The sequence below is a fragment of the Caulobacter sp. GW821-FHT10A10 genome, assembly GCF_059415745.1.
This window is the reverse complement of record NZ_JBWKNV010000002.1, coordinates 337198-355903: the sequence shown is the minus strand read 5'-3', so window position 1 is coordinate 355903 and position 18706 is coordinate 337198. Positions and strand designations below refer to the sequence as shown.

At 66.7% G+C, this 18706-nt stretch carries 16 protein-coding genes; 8 read left to right on the top strand and 8 right to left on the bottom strand.

Translation table 11 applies throughout. From position 1 onward, the window contains the following. Positions 1 to 16: 16 nt before the first annotated feature. The 4 genes from AC07NS_RS06540 to gmd all read right to left on the bottom strand — a co-directional run bounded on the left by AC07NS_RS06540 (position 17) and on the right by gmd (position 4053). Positions 17 to 1180, bottom strand: a complete 1164-nt coding sequence (locus tag AC07NS_RS06540; protein ID WP_494602310.1) for a sulfotransferase family protein — start codon at positions 1178 to 1180, stop codon at positions 17 to 19. 211 nt (positions 1181 to 1391) lie between these two features. After that, positions 1392 to 1961, bottom strand: a complete 570-nt coding sequence (gene rfbC / locus AC07NS_RS06535) for a dTDP-4-dehydrorhamnose 3,5-epimerase (RefSeq protein ID WP_494602309.1) — start codon at positions 1959 to 1961, stop codon at positions 1392 to 1394. A gap of 75 nt (positions 1962 to 2036) precedes the next feature. Beyond that, positions 2037 to 2987 (bottom strand): GDP-L-fucose synthase, encoded by a 951-nt coding sequence (fcl, locus tag AC07NS_RS06530; RefSeq protein ID WP_494602308.1) that lies wholly within the window; start codon positions 2985 to 2987, stop codon positions 2037 to 2039. Beyond that, positions 2977 to 4053: a GDP-mannose 4,6-dehydratase gene (gene gmd, locus AC07NS_RS06525; protein ID WP_494602307.1), complete on the bottom strand. Its 1077-nt coding sequence runs from the start codon at positions 4051 to 4053 to the stop codon at positions 2977 to 2979. Before gmd ends, fcl begins: the two co-directional genes overlap by 11 nt. 228 nt (positions 4054 to 4281) lie before the next feature. Between gmd and AC07NS_RS06520 the strand changes: the two genes are divergently transcribed. Further along, positions 4282 to 5328 (top strand): glycosyltransferase family 2 protein, encoded by a 1047-nt coding sequence (locus AC07NS_RS06520; RefSeq protein ID WP_494602306.1) that lies wholly within the window; start codon positions 4282 to 4284, stop codon positions 5326 to 5328. Here the strand turns inward: AC07NS_RS06520 and argE are convergent. Next, positions 5291 to 6469: an acetylornithine deacetylase gene (gene argE / locus AC07NS_RS06515; protein ID WP_494602305.1), complete on the bottom strand. Its 1179-nt coding sequence runs from the start codon at positions 6467 to 6469 to the stop codon at positions 5291 to 5293. The genes AC07NS_RS06520 and argE overlap by 38 nt on opposite strands. A 157-nt stretch (positions 6470 to 6626) precedes the next feature. Here argE and purU point away from each other — a divergent pair, with 157 nt between their 5' ends. Both purU and AC07NS_RS06505 read left to right on the top strand, forming a co-directional pair. After that, positions 6627 to 7469, top strand: coding sequence for a formyltetrahydrofolate deformylase (purU, locus tag AC07NS_RS06510; protein ID WP_494602304.1), 843 nt, complete (start codon positions 6627 to 6629; stop codon positions 7467 to 7469). A gap of 13 nt (positions 7470 to 7482) precedes the next feature. Continuing rightward, the gene (locus AC07NS_RS06505) at positions 7483 to 8481 is read left to right on the top strand and encodes a glycosyltransferase family 9 protein (protein WP_494602303.1); all 999 of its coding nucleotides are present in this window, start codon (positions 7483 to 7485) and stop codon (positions 8479 to 8481) included. Here AC07NS_RS06505 and AC07NS_RS06500 read toward each other — a convergent pair. Further along, positions 8470 to 9576, bottom strand: coding sequence for a glycosyltransferase family 4 protein (locus tag AC07NS_RS06500; RefSeq protein ID WP_494602302.1), 1107 nt, complete (start codon positions 9574 to 9576; stop codon positions 8470 to 8472). The genes AC07NS_RS06505 and AC07NS_RS06500 overlap by 12 nt on opposite strands. A gap of 35 nt (positions 9577 to 9611) precedes the next feature. Beyond that, entirely contained in the window at positions 9612 to 10133 is a 522-nt protein-coding gene (bamJ, locus tag AC07NS_RS06495) for a BamJ family beta-barrel-assembly machinery protein (protein ID WP_494602301.1), read from the bottom strand. A gap of 169 nt (positions 10134 to 10302) precedes the next feature. Here bamJ and galU point away from each other — a divergent pair, with 169 nt between their 5' ends. Then, positions 10303 to 11172: a UTP--glucose-1-phosphate uridylyltransferase GalU gene (gene galU / locus AC07NS_RS06490; protein ID WP_494602299.1), complete on the top strand. Its 870-nt coding sequence runs from the start codon at positions 10303 to 10305 to the stop codon at positions 11170 to 11172. 139 nt (positions 11173 to 11311) lie between these two features. On the opposite strand, the gene AC07NS_RS06485 is transcribed toward galU, so the two are convergent. After that, positions 11312 to 12514, bottom strand: coding sequence for a threonine ammonia-lyase (locus AC07NS_RS06485; RefSeq protein WP_494602297.1), 1203 nt, complete (start codon positions 12512 to 12514; stop codon positions 11312 to 11314). Here AC07NS_RS06485 and rfbD point away from each other — a divergent pair. The 4 genes from rfbD to AC07NS_RS06465 all read left to right on the top strand — a co-directional run bounded on the left by rfbD (position 12501) and on the right by AC07NS_RS06465 (position 18658). Then, positions 12501 to 13550: a dTDP-4-dehydrorhamnose reductase gene (gene rfbD, locus AC07NS_RS06480; RefSeq protein WP_494602296.1), complete on the top strand. Its 1050-nt coding sequence runs from the start codon at positions 12501 to 12503 to the stop codon at positions 13548 to 13550. The genes AC07NS_RS06485 and rfbD overlap by 14 nt on opposite strands. A gap of 21 nt (positions 13551 to 13571) precedes the next feature. Beyond that, positions 13572 to 14459, top strand: a complete 888-nt coding sequence (rfbA, locus tag AC07NS_RS06475) for a glucose-1-phosphate thymidylyltransferase RfbA (RefSeq protein WP_494602295.1) — start codon at positions 13572 to 13574, stop codon at positions 14457 to 14459. Positions 14460 to 14804: 345 nt separating this feature from the next. Further along, positions 14805 to 17732 (top strand): glycosyltransferase, encoded by a 2928-nt coding sequence (locus AC07NS_RS06470; RefSeq protein WP_494602294.1) that lies wholly within the window; start codon positions 14805 to 14807, stop codon positions 17730 to 17732. Continuing rightward, positions 17729 to 18658, top strand: a complete 930-nt coding sequence (locus AC07NS_RS06465; RefSeq protein WP_494602292.1) for an NAD-dependent epimerase/dehydratase family protein — start codon at positions 17729 to 17731, stop codon at positions 18656 to 18658. The genes AC07NS_RS06470 and AC07NS_RS06465 overlap by 4 nt, the downstream gene beginning before the upstream one ends. Positions 18659 to 18706: the final 48 nt, after the last annotated feature.

The following is an 18706-nucleotide window of genomic DNA, read 5'->3' as shown; positions in this document are numbered from 1 at the left end:
GCCGGCGCCCGTCGGCCTACGCCTGAACCGCCGGCGCGACCTCGGGCGGAGACTCTGCCTGCACGGGCGCGGCGGCCTCGCGGGCCAGAGCCTTTCGGGCCAGGACGCGCTCGAGATAGGCGAGCCGACCGGAGGCGTCATCGAGCGCCTTGCCCAGTTGTTCACGACGCGACGTGGCCGCCGCGTAGCGCTCCCAGGCCAGTTGGAAGCCAAGCTTGAACAGCCGAGCCTCGACGGGCGCCTTCTCGACCTTGACGTTCTGCGTCTCGGCCTCGCCGGCCACCGGAGCGACCACGTCATCGACGTCCTCCCCGCCAACCAGGAGCTTGAACTGATCCATCGGCATGAACAGCGCCTGCTTGGCGATGACCGGCCCATGCTGCCCGAGCTCGGCCTTGGTGAGCAACGCGTCCGCGACCCGGGCTCGCAGATGCGACAGGACATTCTCGGCGTCGCGACACGAGTTCACATACGCAGCCTCGGAGTCCTCCATCACCTTGGTGCAGGAGGTGTAGTTGCGCGCATGCGCCGCTTCGATGTCGCCCTTCAGCTCGTCGGAACTGAACTCGCCGCTGTGCTTGCCAACCGGCTTGTACTTGGAGCCGCCCCCGGCGATGAACTCCACGGCCGAGGCCAGCGTCTCGTCGTTGACCTTCAGCCCGAGCCAGGCGGCGAGCTCACGGAGCGTCTTCTCGGGATCCTTGATCAGCCCCTCGTAGCTGAGCGACACCGTGGGGTGGATGTTGAGCAGAAGAAAGCGGCCGATCTCCGCGAAAACGACGCCGACGTCGGTCGCCAGGACCTTGGGGTCGATCGCGTCATGCTTGGCCGCGCTGGCGATCACGTCCGACATGCTGCGGGTGATGACGACGTAGTGCGGGTTCCGCAGAAGGCCGGAAAAGAAGCTGACCGAGAAGATGTCGCGCGGCGACTTCCACCCCCAGACCGAATGCTTCTCGTTCATTTTCTGAATGTTCTTGGCGGTGCCCACCGCGTCCACCGCGCCGTTCTTGTAAACGATCGGCGATGATTCATGCTTGAGCGGATGGGTGTCGGCGGGCGTCTGCACGCCGAGAATCCTGAGTGCGCCAGCGATAGCGGAGGTGCCGCCCCGACCACATCCAAAAACGACGACGGTCTTCTGTTTCGTCGTTTTTGGGGAATCGTTGAAAATGATCATTTCGGCTCACTCCTACCTGACGGCGCCCTGATGCACGCTAAAGCGTGGCAAAGCACTTAATCGCGCTACAGGAGAGAGCCTAAAGCGGAACCGGACGCAAGCCGCGCCCGCCTTCCACGGTCGCCTTCGAACTCGGATCAGGCGTCACGAACGCACCAACTGGGCGAAATTCGGCGATCACTCGACCGTTGAGCGGTCCAGACTCGAAAGATCAGGGCGCTTCGTAGACGAACGGCGTGTCGAGATCTTCGAGCAGGGGCGCGCCGGCGTCGCGAGCGTTCGTCTGGATCTGCTCGGGGTCGATGCCCCAGTCGATACCGACGGCGGGGTCATTCCAGCGCAAGACGCCTTCGGCGGACGGCGCATAGTAGTCCGAGACCTTGTAGAGCACCTCGCACTCGTCGGTCAGGGTGCAGTAGGCGTGGGCGAACCCCTTCGGCACCAGCAACTGCTGGGCGTTCTCCGCCGAAAGCTCGGCGCCGACCCAACGGCCGAAGGTCGGCGATCCCTTACGGATATCCACCGCGACGTCGAAGATCGCGCCCCGCACGCAGCGCAGCAGCTTGTCCTGGGCGTTCGGCGGCCGCTGGAAGTGAAGCCCTCGCAGGATTCCCCGCGTCGTGGAGCGGACATGATTGTCCTGCACGAACGCTCCCCCGGTGAAACCGGCTTCCTCCAAGGCCGATTGCCGAAAGGTCTCGGAGAACCAGCCGCGCTCGTCGCCATGACGCTGCGGCGTGATGAGCAGGACCTCGGGGATTTCAAGCGGCTTGATCTTCATACGATCGACCTCTCAAGGGGAACGCCGGAGCACGCGGGGTCGCAGCGGCGGGTGGACGCTGCTTCCGCCGTCACATCAATTCTTGTTCGCTTCAAGAAACCAGCGATAGGCGTCGGCGACGCCTTCACGCAGACCGATACGCGGCGCCCACCCCATGCCCCGGAGCTTGTCCGCGCTCATCAGCTTGCGGGGCGTACCGTCGGGCTTGGACGTGTCGGTGACGATCTCGCCTTCGAAGCCGACCACATCGCAGACCAATCGGGCCAGTTCGAAGATCGTGATGTCCTCGCCCGAGCCGACATTGACGTGCTCGAAGCCCGAATAGGACTTCATCAGGAAGACGCATGCATCGGCGCAATCGTCCGCGTTGAGGAACTCGCGGCGCGGAGAGCCCGTCCCCCAGATCGTGATGTGCTCAGCGCCCGCCAGCTTGGCCTCGTGGGCCTTGCGGATGAGAGCGGGCATCACATGGCTGGAGTTGAGGTCGAAATTGTCGCCCTGCCCGTAGAGATTGGTGGGCATGGCGCTGATGAAATCGGCGCCGTGCTGCTTGCGATAGGCCTGGGCGAGCTTGATGCCGGCGATCTTGGCGATCGCGTACCACTCGTTGGTCGGCTCCAGCGCGCCGGTCAGCAGCGCATCCTCGGTGATCGGCTGGGGCGCGTACTTCGGATAGATGCACGACGACCCGAGGAACAACAGCTTGGCCACGCCGTTGGCGTGCGCGGCCTGGATGATGTTCGCCTCGATCATGAGGTTGTCGTACAGAAAGTCGGCCGGATAGGTGTCGTTGGCGAGGATGCCGCCCACCTTGGCCGCCGCCAGGAAGATGGCGTCCGGCCGCTCCCTGGCCATCCACGCCTCGACCTCGGCCTGACGCTTCAGATCGACCGTCTCGCGCGGAGCGATGATCAGCTCGCAACCTTCGCCGGCCAGACGACGCACGATGGCCGAGCCGACCATCCCGCGATGGCCGGCCACCCAGACGCGCTTGCCCTCGAGGGAAAACGCCGCGCTATTCGGCATTGCGGCGCTGCTCCTTGGCGACGGCGATCATGTCGGCCGCCACCATCTCAGCGCACAGCTGCTCCCACTTGGTCTCGTGGACCCACCCGAGCTTTTCCTTGGCCTTGGTCGCATCGCCGATGAGCAGTTCGACCTCGGTCGGGCGGAAGTAACGCGGATCGACCTCGACCAGGATGCGGCCGGTTTCGGCGCAAGCCCCCTTTTCGCCGACGCCTTCGCCGGACCAGACGATCGTCACGCCGACTTCCGAGAAGGCCTTGGTCACGAAATCACGCACCACCGTGGTTTCGCCCGTGGCCAGCACATAGTCGTCCGGCTGGTCCTGCTGCAGCATCAGCCACATGCCGCGGACATACTCCCGGGCGTGGCCCCAATCGCGGCGCGCATCCAGATTGCCGAGGTAGAGCTTGTCCTGGAAGCCTTGCTTGATGGCCGCCACCGCACGGGTGATCTTGCGGGTCACGAAGGTTTCGCCGCGCAGGGGGCTTTCGTGGTTGAACAGGATGCCGTTGCTGGCGTGCATGCCGTAAGCTTCGCGGTAGTTCACCACGATCCAATAGCCATAGAGCTTGGCCGCCGCGTACGGGCTACGCGGATAGAACGGGGTCTTCTCGCTCTGGGGCACTTCCTGCACGAGACCGTACAGTTCGGAGGTCGAGGCCTGGTAGAAGCGGGTCTTCTTCTCGAGCCCCAGGATGCGGATCGCCTCGAGCAGGCGCAGGGTGCCCACCGCATCGGCGTTGCCGGTGTATTCGGGCGTCTCGAAGCTGACCTGCACGTGGCTCTGTGCGGCCAGATTGTAGATTTCGTCCGGCTGGGTCTGCTGCACGATCCGGATCAGGTTCGTGCTGTCGGTCATGTCGCCGTAATGCAGGATGAACTTAGGATCCAGCTCGTGCGGATCCTGGTAGAGGCCCTCGATGCGACCGGTGTTGAAGGACGAGGAACGACGCTTGACGCCGTGCACCGTATATCCCTTCGAAAGCAGAAGCTCCGAAAGGTAGGCGCCATCTTGCCCCGTCACGCCAGTGATAAGCGCGACCTTGCCTTTGCCCTCGTGGCCCATAGTGCCTCCTGACGCGCGTCATCCGCGCTGCAATCGCGGTATAACAATTATTCGCTCTAGGCGCGCAAGACCTCGCAGCGCGTCGCGTGGATCGCTTGGAAATTTTGTCGGCGGGCGCCAGGCGCGATTCCGTCGACACCGATCGAGCGTAGGCGTCGCTGCATGTGCTAAGCACGGCTCCAGGCTGGCCTTGGAAAGAGCTTCGAGGGCGCTTTGAAGAGATATTGCATGCCCTCGTCGAGCGGCGAACTCGCCGATGCTCAAACCGCGCTGTTCACCGTCGTCGTCGTCGCCTACCAGAGCGGCCCCACCCTGGCGCGCAGCCTGGCCGGCCTGGCCGCCCAGACCTTTCGTGACTTCGAAATCCTGCTGGTCGACAACGCCTCGACCGACGGCGCGCCGCAGGCGGCGGCCAAGGCCGATCCGGCGATCCAGCTGATCGAGCCGGGCGCCAACACCGGCTTCGCGGTCGCCAACAACCTGGCCGCCCGCCAGGCGCGCGGCCGCTGGCTGGTGATGCTCAATCCCGACGCCTATCCGCACCCCGACTGGCTGGAGCAGCTAGCGGCGGCGGCGCGGCGCCATCCCGACGTGCGCAGCTTCGCCTCGCTGCAGCTGGTCGCCGACGAGCCCGGCCTGATGGACGGCGCCGGCGACGTCATGACCTCGGCCGGCATCCCGTTCCGCGGCGGCTATCGCCGCAAGGAGACGCCCAGGGTGTTCGAGGGCGAGGTGTTCTCGGCCTGCGGCGCGGCGATGATGGTCGAGCGCGACCTGTTCCTGGGCCTCGGCGGCTTCGATGAGCGCTTCTTCTGCTATTGCGAGGACGTCGACTTCGGCTACCGCCTGCGGCTGGCCGGCGAGCCGACCCTGCTGGTCCCGGACGCCAAGGTCGAGCACGTGGGCTCGGCGACGCTGGGCGTGCGCTCGGACTTCGCCCTCTTCCACGGCACGCGCAACCGGGTGTGGACCTTCCTGAAGAACACCCCCTCGCCGATGCTGTGGTGGAGCGCGCCGCTGCATTTCGGCGTGACCGCGGGCCTGTTCCTGCTGCACCTGCGCCGCAAGGACGCCGGACCGGTGTGGAAGGGCTTCAAGGCCGCCTTCGTCAAGGCCGACCTCGATCCGATCCTGTCCTCGCGCCGCGAGATCCAGGCCGCCCGCAAGGCGCCGGCGATCGACATCCTGCGGGCCATGGCCCTGGACCCCGTGGCCTTCTTCGGTCGCCGGATCGTGATCAGGCAGTGGCGAGGTCGTCGATCATCCGCCGCATGAACTGGGCGCCGCGCTCCATCTGGGCGATCTCGACATATTCGTCGGGCTGGTGGGCCTGGTCGATCGAGCCGGGACCGCAGATGACGGTGGAGAAGCCCGCGCCCTGGAACTGCCCCGCCTCGGCGGCGTAGGGCGCCACGCGGGCCGGGCCGTTGTCGCCGGCCATGCGGCGGGCGAAGGTCTCGGCGACCCCGTCCTTTTCCGGCGCGAACGACGGCGTCAGCGACCGCACCTCGACCTTGACCCCACCCTCGGGGGCCCTGGCCTTGACCTCGACGTCGAGCCGCGCGGCCAGGGCGAAGAAGTCGGCCAGGATGGCGTCGGGATCCAGGCCCGGCGGGGTGCGCAGGTCGAAGACGAACACGCATTGGCGCGCCAGGATGTTCACCGCCGTGCCGCCGTTGACCTGGCCGATGGTCAGGGTCGCGCCCTTGGGCAGGAACGGCGAGGCCGGATCGGCTTCGCGTTCCAACCGCTCCGACAACGCCACCAGATGGCTCATCAGCTTCACCGCGACCATGTTGGCCGAGACGCCCAGATGGGTGAGGCTGGAATGGGCCTCGCGGCCGGTCACCGTCACCCAGTAGCTGGCGATGCCCTTGTGGGCCTGGACGGCGACCATGTCGGTGGGTTCGCCCACCACCACCAGGGCCGGCCGGGGCACGTCGCGGGCGATGACCTCGATCATGTCGGGCGCGCCCAGGCAGCCGATCTCCTCGTCGTAGGAGAAGGCCAGGTGCACGGGACGCTGGAGATCGCTGGCGACCAGGTCCGGCGCGGCCGCCAGGGCCAGGGCCAGGAAGCCCTTCATGTCGCAGGTCCCCCGACCGTACAGGCGGCCATCGCGCTCGGTCAGCGTCCAGGGATCGCTGCTCCAGGGCTGGCCGTCGACCGGCACCACGTCGGTGTGGCCCGACAGCACGACCCCGCCCTCGACGGCCGGGCCGATGCTGGCCATCAGATTGCTCTTGGTGCCGTCGGCGTTGGGCACCCGCCGCGAGGCCACGCCCAGGTCGGAAAGATAGGCCTCGACCCATTCGATCAGGGCCAGGTTGGAGCCGCGCGAGGTGGTGTCGAAGGCGACCAGCTTGGCCAGGATATCGACGGCGCGGACGGAAAGCGCTTCAGCGGAGGAAACCATGACTGGAGCCTAGGCCGCGCCGCCCGCATCCGCCAACCCCGGGTCGGGCGAATGGGCAGGATCGTGCACCGGCGCCAGGAAAGCTCACACGGGGCACAAGAATCGTTCCCTTCGCCGGCTTTTCTTCGCGGAGCCTAAGCTTTAGAGGAAGCGGACCATGATCCTGACCCTCTCCTGCCCCGACCAGCCCGGCATCGTCGCCAAGGTCTCGACCTTCCTGTTCGAGCGCGGCTGCAACATCCTCGACGCCCAGCAGTTCGACGACCAGGAGACGGGCGACTTCTTCATGCGCGTCGTCTTCGATCCGGACGGCAGCGACCGCGACGCTCTGCGCGCCGAGTTCGAGGTCCTGGCCAAGGGCTTCTCGATGCGCTGGACCCTGCGCGACCCGGCCGAGCGCTATCGGGTGATGATCCTGGCCAGCAAGTTCGACCACTGCCTGGCCGACCTCGTCTATCGCTGGCGGATCGGCGAGCTGCCGATGGACGTGACCGCGGTCGTCGCCAACCACGCGGCCGAGACCTACACCCACGTCGACCTGTCGGGCCTGCCCTTCCATCACCTGCCGGTGACCAAGGAGACCAAGTTCGAGCAGGAAGCCGCGCTCTGGAAGCTGATCCAGGAGACGCGGACCGACATCGTCGTGCTCGCCCGCTACATGCAGGTGCTGTCCGACGGCCTGGCGACCAAGCTGGCCGGCCGCTGCATCAACATCCACCACTCGTTCCTGCCGGGCTTCAAGGGCGCCAAGCCCTATCACCAGGCCCACGCGCGCGGCGTGAAGGTGATCGGGGCGTCCGCCCACTACGTGACCGGCGACCTCGACGAGGGTCCGATCATCGAGCAGGACGTCGAGCGCATCAGCCACCGCGACACGCCCGAGGACCTGGTCCGCAAGGGCCGTGACATCGAGCGCCGCGTCCTGGCCCGCGCCCTGCGCTGGCGCCTGGAGGACCGGGTGCTGCTGAACGGTCGCAAGACCGTGGTCTTCACCGACTGACGGCGGGCCGCGCATGAACCTCGACCCCGCCGTTCCGCCCGAGGCCGGCCGCGGCCAGGTCCTGGTCTACATGCCCGACCGCGGCGTCGGCGACCTGACCTGGCACCTGCCGACCCTGCGCGCAATCGCCGCCACGACGCCGGAAAAGACCGTGCTGCTGGCCGCGCGGCCGTCGAGCCGGGCCCGCGACCTGCTCGGCGCGGAGACCTGCGTCACCGCCATCGACTATCTCGAATACCGCTCGGGAACCTGGAAGAACCTCCAGGAGATCGCCGACTTCCACCGCCTGTGCCGGGTCCGCCGGCCCCGCGCGGTGTGGATCCTGGAAAAGATCGACCGCCCCGCCATCGGCGCGGCCCTGGCCGGGGTGCCAGAGCGCCGGGGCTTCGGCCTGGGGCACGGCCAGCAGCGCTGGCTGACCCACGGCCCCTACCTGCCCAAGGCCATGCGTCCGGCCCACCGGATCGACAAGCTGGCCGCCTTCGAGACGGCCCATGGCCTGACGGTCGCGAGCCGAGAACCGGCCATGACCCCGACCCTGGCCGCGCTCGATGTCGTCGAGGCCCGCTTCGGCGCCCTGCCCCGTCCGTGGATCGTCTATGGCGTCGGCGCCAGCGAGGCGCGGCGGATGTGGCCGCTGGCCCGCTTCGCCGCCTTGAGCACGGCGCTTTCCGACCTCGGCGGAACCCGCTTCTGGCTGGGCGGCTTCGAGGACAAGGCCCGCGTCGACGCCCAGCTGGCCGACGGCTCGCCGGCCGGCGTCGCCGAGGTCAATGTCTGCGATCTGAAGTTCGACGTCGGCTCGGCCCTGATGTCGCGGGCCGACCTGTTCATCGGCAACGACTCCGGGCCGATGAACCTTTCGGCCTCGGTCGGCGCGACGACCCTGGGTCTGTTTGGTCCGGGTCCTGTGCTGGACTATTCGCGCTTCCTGCACGCCCAGGCGACCGAGGACCTGGCGACGCTGGAGGCCGAAACGGTCGCCGCCCGCGCCCGCGCCCTACTGGTCTGAGACCAACTGGCCTGACGCCGGCTGGCCGGCGGCGATCCGCGTCAGGGCCGCCTCCATCTCGTCGCAGGCGCGCTCCCAGGTGAACTGCGCCAGCCCCTCGCGCACCGCGCCGTTCAGTCGCGCGCGCAGCTCGGCGTCGGCGACCAGGCGCAGCAGGTTGTCAGCCAGGGCGCGGGGATCGCGCGGGGCGCTCATCAACGCCGTCTCGCCGTCGACGGCGAACTCGCGGTGGCCCAGCACGTCGGTGATCGCCAGGGCCGCGCCGCACAGGGCCGCCTCGCACGGCGGCAGGCCCCAGCCCTCGTTGTGGCTGGCCGACAGGAACACCGCCGAGCGGTTGTAGAGCGCCCGCAGGTCCGCGTCGCTGGGCGAGGCGTGATAGGTCACGTAGGACGGCAGGCCCTCTGGCGCGCCAGGACCGTACATCTCGACGGTCAGGCGCGGCTCGGCGGCGTGGGCCAGGGCCAGCGCCTCCAGGGCGTCGGAAAAGCCCTTGTAGCTGGCCCGCTGGTGGATCATCGCCACCCGCCAGGGATCGCGCCCGGCCAGCGGCGTATCGAGGCCGAAGGTCTCGAAGGCCAGGCCGTTGGGCACCAGCGCCGCCTCGACGCCGCGCTCGGCCGCCTTGGCCCGGATCGAGCGGGCGATGACGATCTTGGGCATCGGCGCGGACCAGGCCCGCTCGACGCCCTCGACGTCGCGCTCGAAGCCGAAATCCCAGTGCTGGGCGAAGAAGACCTTGGCGCCGTGGCCGGCGGGCAGGCGGTCGACCGCCTCGACGGCGCTCCACACCGTCGCCACCACGACGTCGCCGGGCGGCGTTCGCTTCGACGAAAGATCGAGGGTCCACAGCACGCGGACCTTGGGCGAGATGCTGGCCCAGGTCGGCCGCCAGCGGCCGTCGCGCTTCCAGCGGCGCCAGCGCAGCCACAGGCGGATCTTCTTGCCCAGGCGCGCGGCCGGCTTCTGCGCCGCCGGCAGGACGACGGTCACGTCGTGCCCGCGCTCGGCCAGTCGATTGGCGTGTTCATAGACGACACGCGTTCCGCCCACCGGACGAAGGCTCGCCCCAGGCTCCACGAATACGATTTTCACGCGCCCCCCTGGCGGTCGGATCTAGATTGTCAGCCTCAGCCCTTCGGCGCCTGCAGCTTGCTGCGCAGCACGTCGATCAGCTCGATCTTGAAGACCAGGGTGCTGCCCGGCGGGATGTCCGGCCCGGCCTGCATGTCGCCATAGGCCAGGTCGGCGGGCACATAGAGCATCCATTCGTCGCCCGGGCGCATCAGCTGCATGGCCTCGACCCAGCCGGGGATCAGGCCGCGCAGCTGGAACGAGGCCGGCACGCCGCGCTCGTAGGAGCTGTCGAACACGTAGCCGTCCAGGCGCTTGCCCTCGTAGTGGACCTTGACCTCGTCGATCGGGCGCGGATGCAGGCCGTCGGCCGGACCCGAGCGCACCACCTTGTACTGCAGGCCGCTGGGCAGGGTGACCACGCCCGGCTGCTTGGCGTTTTCGGCCAGGAAGCCCACGCCGGCGGTCTTGTTGGCCGAGATCGCGGCCTGCTTGGCGGCGAGGTCTTCCTTCGAGGGACCGCAACCGGCCAGGGACAGGCCGGCCAGGACGGCGATGACGAGGAACCGAGCGCGCATAGGGTGTCTTTCCGAGGGCGAAACCGCGCCCTCAGCTAGCAGGCTTGGCGCGAACATCAATCATTCCATGCTTGGAACGCTTTCCAGACACCGTTGTCATGCAACGGTGGTGGCGCGTACGGCTCCGAGCCCTTAAGACGCATCCATCGAGACGTAAAACGAGGCGTTCATGAAACCTGTCCGCAAGGCCGTTCTTCCCGTCGCGGGTCTTGGCACCCGGGTCCTGCCAGGCACCAAGTCGACGCCGAAGGAACTGCTCAACGTCGTGGACCGGCCGATCCTGTCCTACATCGTCGAGGAAGGCCGCGCCGCCGGCATCGAGCACTTCGTCTTCATCACCGGCCGCGGCAAGGGCGCCATCGAGGACTATTTCGATCACCAGATCGAACTCGAGATGCAGCTCGAGGCCAAGGGCAAGCTCGACATCCTCAAGCAGCTGCGCGACGAGCTGCCCAAGCCGGGCGAGATGAGCTTCGTGCGCCAGATGGCCCCGCTGGGCCTGGGCCACGCGGTGTGGTGCGCCCGCGACATCATCGGCGACGAGCCGTTCGCCGTGCTGCTGCCCGACGTCATCGTCGACGCGCCGCAATCGGCGCTCAGCCAGCTGATCGAGGTCTATGACAAGGTCGGCGGCGGCAACATCATCGGCGTCGAGGAAGTCCCCGAGAGCGAGACCCACAAGTACGGCGTCGTCGCCCCGAGCAAGGTCGAGGGGCGCCTCGCCACCATGAGCGGCATGGTCGAGAAGCCGGCCAAGGGCACGGCTCCGTCGAACTGGGCCATCGCCGGCCGCTACATCCTGCAGCCGGAGATCTTCGACCTGCTGGCCAGCCAGGAAAAGGGCGCCGGCAACGAGATCCAGCTGACGGACTCGATGGCCAAGCTGATGCAGGACCAGGCCTTCCACGCCTATGTCTACGAAGGCGACACCCACGACTGCGGCGACAAGATCGGCCTGCTCAAGGCCAATGTCGCCCTGGCGTTGAAGCGTCCGGACCTCGGCGAGGCCGCCCGCAAGGCGATCTCGGCGCTGCTGTAGACGCTCTCGGAACAAGAAACAGAAAGGCCCCTCATCACGCGATGAGGGGCCTTTTTTGTACAGCAACCCAACCTCGTCATCCCGGCCGCAGCGAAGCGGAGAGCCGGGATGACGAGCTTTGGGAACCTTGGGTGTCGCCTCACACCGTGCGCGGCGGATAGCCGTGCTCGCGCAGGGCGTTCATGACCTCCTGGGTGTGCTGGGCGTCGCGGGTCTCGATGGTGATGTCGAACTCCGCGCCCTTGGCCGGCACGTCGAGGGCCAGGCGGTTGTGGTTCACCTCGATGATGTTGGCGCCCATGGCCCCGATCACGCTGGCCACGGTCGACAGCAGGCCCGGACGGTCGTCGCCGACGATGCGCAGGGACACCAGGCGCTGGGCGCGCACCAGTTCCCGGGTCAGCACCGAGGCCAGCAGGCGGGTGTCGATGTTGCCGCCACACAGGATCAGGCCGCACTTCTTGCCCCGGAAGCGTTCCGGATAGGCCAGCAGCGCCGCCAGCGAGGCCGCGCCGGCCCCTTCGGCGATGGTCTTCTCGACGTTGCAGTAGAGCGAGACCGCCTGCTCCAGGTGCGGCTCTTCCAGCAGCAGCACGTCGTCGATCAGCGGGCGGGCGACGGCGTAGGTCAGTTCGCCGACCTGTTTGACCGCCACGCCCTCGGCGATGGTCTGGCCGCCGCAATGGGCCTGGACGCCGCGCATCTTGGCGGTGAACGACGGGTACATCGCCGGCTCGCAGCCGATGATGCGGATGTCGGGCTGCAGCGCCTTGGCCGCCGTGGCCACGCCGCTGATCAGGCCGCCGCCGCCGATCGGCACCGGCAGGATCTCCAGGTCCGGCACGTCTTCCAGCATCTCCAGGGCGATCGTGCCCTGGCCGGCCATGATGTCGTAGTCGTCGAACGGGTGGACAAAGGTCAGGCCCTGCTCATCGCGCAGCTTGCGCGCATGGGCGTTGGCGTCGTCATAGGTTTCGCCCTCGATGACCACGTTGGCCCCGAAGTCGCGGGTGTGCTGCACCTTCACGAACGGGGTGGTCTTGGGCATGACGATGGTCACCGGCACGCCGAGGCGGGCGCCGTGATAGGCCAGGCCCTGGGCGTGGTTGCCGGCGCTGGCGGCGATGACGCCCTTCTGCTTCTCGGCGTCCGACAGCAGGAGAAGCTTGTTGAGCGCCCCGCGCTCCTTGTAGGCCGCCGTGAACTGCAGGTTCTCGAACTTCACCCACACCTCGGCGCCGGTAATCTTCGACAGCGTCCGCGAATAGCGGCACGGCGTGCGCTCGATGTGACCGGCGAGGCGGTCTGCGGCGGCGCGGATGGCAGTAATGTCGAGGGACATGGCTTCAGGGGTCTGGCTGATCGGGGCGCGCAACCTAGCGGCGCCGGCCCTAGGCTTCAATCTGACCAGAGAAAAAGCCTCTCCAGCGTCAATTGACTTTAGCCATGAGACCCCCTTTCAATCCCGGCGCGTTCCCGAAGGATTTTCCAAAGACATGCGTATCCTTGTTTCCGGAAGGAGCGGTCAGGTCGTAACGAGCCTGATCGATCGGCAAAGCGGCGATCGCGACCAGATCATCACCCTCGGACGCCCGGAGACGGATCTTCGCGACGCCGAGGCGACCTACGCCGCGGCGGTCTCCGCGGCTCCCGACATCATCGTGTCGGCCGCCGCCTACACGGCCGTGGACCTGGCGGAGTCGGAACCGGAAGAGGCTTATCGCGTCAACCGCGACGGCGCCGGCGCCCTGGCCAGGGCCGCCGCGACCCTCGATGTCCCGATCATTCACCTTTCGACGGACTACGTGTTCGACGGTCTCAAGGACTCGCCCTACAGCGAAACCGACCCGACCAAACCGCGCACGGTGTACGGCGCCTCGAAGCTCGCTGGAGAGCGAGCGGTCGCCGAGGCGACGGACCGCCACGTGATCCTTCGGACCTCCTGGGTATACTCGCCCTATGGCAAGAACTTCCTCAAGACGATGTTGAATGTCGCCGGCCAGAGGTCGGATATCAACGTCGTTTCGGACCAGCACGGCAACCCGTCCTACGCCCCGGATCTGGCCGACGGGATCCTGAACATCGCCGGCCAACTGCTTGAAAAACAACCTGAGAATGCATTTGGCGTGTTCCATATGGCCGGCTCGGGCGACACCGTCTGGTCGGATTTCGCGGCCGCCATTTTCCGGGAGTCGCGAGCCCGTTCGGGTCCATACGCCGAAGTTCATCCAATCCTCTCCGAAGCGTATCCTACTCCGGCCGCCCGTCCGGCGAACTCACGCTTGAATTGCGCCAAGTTAGCCTTGACGTACTCCATCGATATGCCCGATTGGAACTCGGGCGTAGCGCGCTGCTTGGCCTACATCCTGGCTGACTGAGCCGCAAAAAGGGGCGTATCGATGAAGGGTATCATTCTCGCTGGAGGAAGCGGTACGCGCCTGCATCCGATGACGCTGGCCGTCTCCAAGCAGATGCTCCCCGTCTACGACCGCCCGATGATCTACTTCCCGCTGGCCACGCTGATGCTGGCCGGCGTCCGGGACATCCTGATCATCTCGACCCCGACGGACCTGCCGCTCTTCCGGCGCCTGCTCGGCAACGGCGGCGACTGGGGGGTCCGTATCGAGTACGCCGAGCAGCCTCGGCCCGAGGGCCTGGCCCAGGCCTACACCATCGGCGCCGACTTCGTTCGCGGGGGCCCTTCGGCCCTGGTGCTCGGCGACAACATCTTCCACGGCGGCGACCTCAAAACCCTCATGGGCCGCGCGATGCTGCGCTCGAAGGGCGCCTCGGTGTTCGCCTATCGCGTGGCCGATCCGGAACGCTTCGGCGTCGTGACCTTCGACGCGACCGGTCGCGCGGACTCGATCGAAGAAAAGCCCGCCGCTCCGAAATCCAACTGGGCCGTCACCGGTCTGTATTTCTATGACGAGCAGGTCGTCGACATCGCCGCCAGCCTGAAGCCCTCCGCGCGCGGCGAACTCGAGATCACCGACGTCAACAACGCCTATCTCGAGATGGGTGAACTACACGTCGAGCGTATGGGCCGCGGCACCGCCTGGCTCGACTCCGGCACGCCGGACTCGCTTGTCGACGCCGCCAACTACGTGCGCGCGCTCGAAAACCGACAGGGCGAACGCATCGCCTGCCCGGAACTGATCGCGCTTGAAAACGGCTTCATCAATCGCGACGAACTGACCGCATTGGGGGTCCGCCTGGGGAAAAGCGATTATGGCCGCTACCTGATGCGCATGGCCGAAGAGTACGTATCGTCCTCGGGCCAGTAGTTCCGGCGACGAGTAGATGCGACGCCGCGACCCGCGAGTACTACTCGGCGAAGACGCAGCCTTTCGCCCATAGAGTGCATGGCGCGGCAATGCTCGCGAAGATACAACTCCCCGGAAGTCCGTGGTGAAGCGCGACGGAATCGGGAGAACCGCTGAAGCTTCTGCCTATGATCAGACAGAACGCTTTGTAATGTGACGACGACGAAGTACGTACTTCTAAACGGGACTCCAGGCATGCTCTCTAACATGGTCGGTATCGTCCGTAGAATTCGCGGCGCTCGTGATCATTTCGGGGGCTGGTCTCCGCTCATCTCCCGTGCGGCGAACATCGCCGCGAAGGACGGCGTGGCTGCGCTCGTTCGCAAATCCTCGACCATCGCCTCGGGCCGCCAGACCGCGATCGACGCCGCCCTGGACGTTGCCGCCGCCCAGCATTCGGGCCAGCCGGCTCCTCAGGCGCCCCAGACCAACCTGCCGCCGATCACCGTCCGCTACCGCGCCGCCTGCGCCGACGCCGCCCAGCGCCTGAGGCCCATCGCCTCGCCGGGCTCGTCGAAGATCGACGGCCCGCTGATCTCGATCCTGACGCCGGTCTACAACTCGCCGATCGAACACCTCTCGCGCGCCATCCGGTCGGTGATCAATCAATCCTACGGCAAATGGCAGCTCTGCCTGGTCGATGACGGCTCGACGGCGCCCGGCGTCGCCGAGACGTTGCGCGACTTCGCCGCCTACGACCCGCGCATCACGATTTCGCTGCAGGCCAAGAACCAGGGCATCGCCGGCGCCACCAACGTCGCTCTGACGATGGCCCAGGGCGAGTATGTCGGCCTGCTCGATCACGACGACATGCTGACGTTCGACGCGCTGGAAACGGTGGCCGCCGCGATCCTCGCCAATGACAAGCCCGACCTGCTGTATTCGGACGAGTTCAAGATCGACGAGCAGGACCAGGCCGACGAACTGTTCCCCAAGCCGGACTGGTCGCCCCTGGCTCTGCTGAACCAGATGTACACCGGGCATTTCTCCGTCTACCGGAAGAGCGTGGTCGAGGCGGTCGGCGGCTTCCGCAGCGAATTCGATTTCTCGCAGGACTACGACTTGGCGCTCCGCGTCGCGGACACCAACCCGAAGGTCGTGCACCTCGAAGCCTATCTCTATGCCTGGCGGAAGATCGCCGGCTCCGCGGCCAGCGGCGGCAAGCAGGACGCCCGCGCCTCCAACATCGGAGCGCTGCAGTCGGCGTCGGATCGCCGCGCCTGGGACGGAACGGCCGTGCCGCTGAGCACGGCCAACAGGCTGGTGCGCAAGCCGACCGGCAAGGCCAAGATCTCGATCATCATCCCGTCAGACGACACCAGCAACATCCAGACGACGATCCGCTCGATCCTGGAGACCTCGACCTACGAGAACTACGAGATCGTCATCGTCACCAACTCCCGCATCGTCGACGAGCTGGAGGCCGGCGCCGACAAGCGGGTGCGCTTCCAGCGCTACGACAAGCCGTACAACTTCTCGGACAAGTGCAACGCCGGGGCCGAGATCGCCACGGGAGACTATCTGGTCTTCTTCAATGACGACGTGCGCGTGATTTCGGCGGACTGGATGGAGACCATCCTCGAAGTGGCCACCCTGCCCGGCGTCGGGATCGTGGGTCCCAAGCTGCTGTACGAGAACGAAACCATCCAGCATGCGGGCATGCTGACGGGCGTACGCCGTCTGGTCGGCACGGCGTTCCACTCGTTCCCGCGTGACACCGGCGCGCACTTCAACTTCGCCCAGAACGTGCGCGAGGTCTCGTTGATCTGCGGCGCCTGCCTGGCGATGCCCCGGACGGTGTTCGAGCAGGTCGGCGGGTTCAACGCCGTCAACGCGCCGATCAGTCACTCCGACGTCGATCTGTGCTTCAAGGTTCGCGACGCCGGCTACAGCTGCGTCTACACGCCCCACGCCGAGCTCTTCCACATCGGCCACGTCTCCATCGGCAAGGAAGAGGCCGCCAAGAAGGAAAAGGTGAAGCCCAAGGACAAGGCCGACATCTTCCTGATGCGGCAGTGGAGCGAGAAGCTCAATCGCGATCCCTACTTCCCGACCGCGATGCGAGACATCCTCTACATCGACTCCCAGGAAACCTTCACCTACTACCCCGGCGCGTCGCAGCCCGTCGGCCAGGGCCGCGACGTTCTGCTGCTGTCGCACGACCTCACCACGAGCGGCGCGCCCAAGATCGTCTACGACATGGCGCAGTGGCTGCGCAGCCAGGGCGACTTCGTCGTCGTCGTGTCTCCGGTCGACGGCCCCTATCGCCAGCACCTGCTCGACCTGGGCGTCCACGTGGTCATCGATCCGTTGATGCTGCGCTATCACAACTGGATGAAGGACTTCGGCCGCAACTTCGACCTGATGATCGCCAACACCATCGTGTGCTGGCAGGCCGTCCTGCAGCTGAGCAGCGAACTCGACACCTACTGGTACATTCACGAGTCCAACCTGATCCACGACCTGGTTCGCGGCGACCAGAACGTGGTCAAGGCTCTGGCCAGCGCCAAGAGCATCTGGGCGGGCAGCGCCCTGTCGGCCTCGGCCCTCCAGGACTACGGCGTCGAGGCCCAGGTCATGCCCTACGGGGTCGACGCCCTGGCTCCGAGCGCCGAGCCCGTCAAGAAGGTGGTGATCGGCGTCTTCGGCTCCTACGAGCCCCGCAAGGGCCAGGACCTCGCCGTGCTTGGCATGCTGGCCGTGCCCCCACACCTGCGCAACCGCGCCGAGCTGCGCCTGTTCGGCCGTTCGCTCGACAACCATTTCTACCAGTCGGTTCGCAACCTCGCCATGAACGACGGCGCGATCTTCGCGCGCGGCGAAGTGTCGTACAACGGCTACATCGAGGCGATGCACGAGGTGGATGTGGTGCTCGTGCCCTCGCGCGACGACACCCTGCCGCTCGTTTCCCTGGACGCCCTGGGCCTGAAGAAGGTGCTGGTCTGCAGCACCACGACGGGCAGCGCCGGCTATCTGGAAAACGGCGTGTCCGGCTTCGTCCTGGAGCACAACAGCCCGCAGGAGATTGGCGATGTCCTGGCCCGGCTGATCACGGACGAAGAGCTGCGTCGCACCGTGGCCGCCAAGGGTCACTCCGTCTACGAGCGCATGTTCACCCGTTCGGCTTTCGACGCGCGCATGTCGGCGGCGATCGGCGGCCCGAAGCCGGCGAAGGCGGTCAAGTCCGCCAAGCCCGCGAAGGCGCCTCAACGACGTAAGGCGGTCGCAAAATGAGGGCGCTCGTCCTCGGCGGCTGCGGCTTCATAGGGCGCCACCTGGTTCTAGCCCTGCGCGAGCGGATGTCGGCGGTGCGGGTTCTCGACCTCGCCCTGCCGGCTGAAGAGAACGCCGTCGATGACGTGGAATATCTCTCCGGCTCGTTCCTCGAGCCGGAGACCCTGAAAAAGGCGGTCGACGGCGTCGACATCTGCTTCCATCTCGCGGCCACCACCCTGCCCGCCAGCGCCAATCGCGACGTCCACTACGACCTGGAAAGCAACGTCGGCGGCAGTCTGAAGCTTCTCGACGCCTGCAGGGACGCGGACGTCAAGCGCGTCGTCTTCCTGTCGTCGGGAGGAACCGTCTACGGCGTGCCCAGGACGATCCCTGTCCCCGAGGACCACGGCCTCGACCCGATCAGCGCCTATGGCGTCTCCAAGGTCGCCATCGAGAAGTACCTGCACCTCTATTACAAGCTTCACGGGCTCGACTACCGGATCGTGCGGCTGGCCAATCCCTACGGACCGGGCCAGTCGCTCAATCGCTCACAGGGCGCCATCCCCATCTTCCTCAACCGGATCCTCAACAACGAGATCATCGAGATCTGGGGCAACGGGGAAGTGATCCGCGACTTCATCTATATCGATGACGTGTGCACGGCGATCCTCGCCGTGGCCCTCGGCGAGACGGAAGAGCGTGTGTTCAACGTCGGCAGCGGCCACGGGACCAGCCTCAACCAACTGCTGACCAAGCTGCGCCTCGTCTGCGGGCTCCCCGGCCACGTCGATTATCGGCCGGCGCGCGCCTTCGATGTGCCCACCAGCGTGCTCGACATCAGCCGTATCCAATACGCCCTGGGCTGGTCGCCGCAGGTTTCGATGGAAGAGGGCCTGCGCAATACGGTGGAAGCGGTTCGCCGCGCCAAGACGGCGTCGACCTGAGGCCGGCCGCCGGCGCAACTGCCGCTCGCGCATCGGCGTTCCATGGAG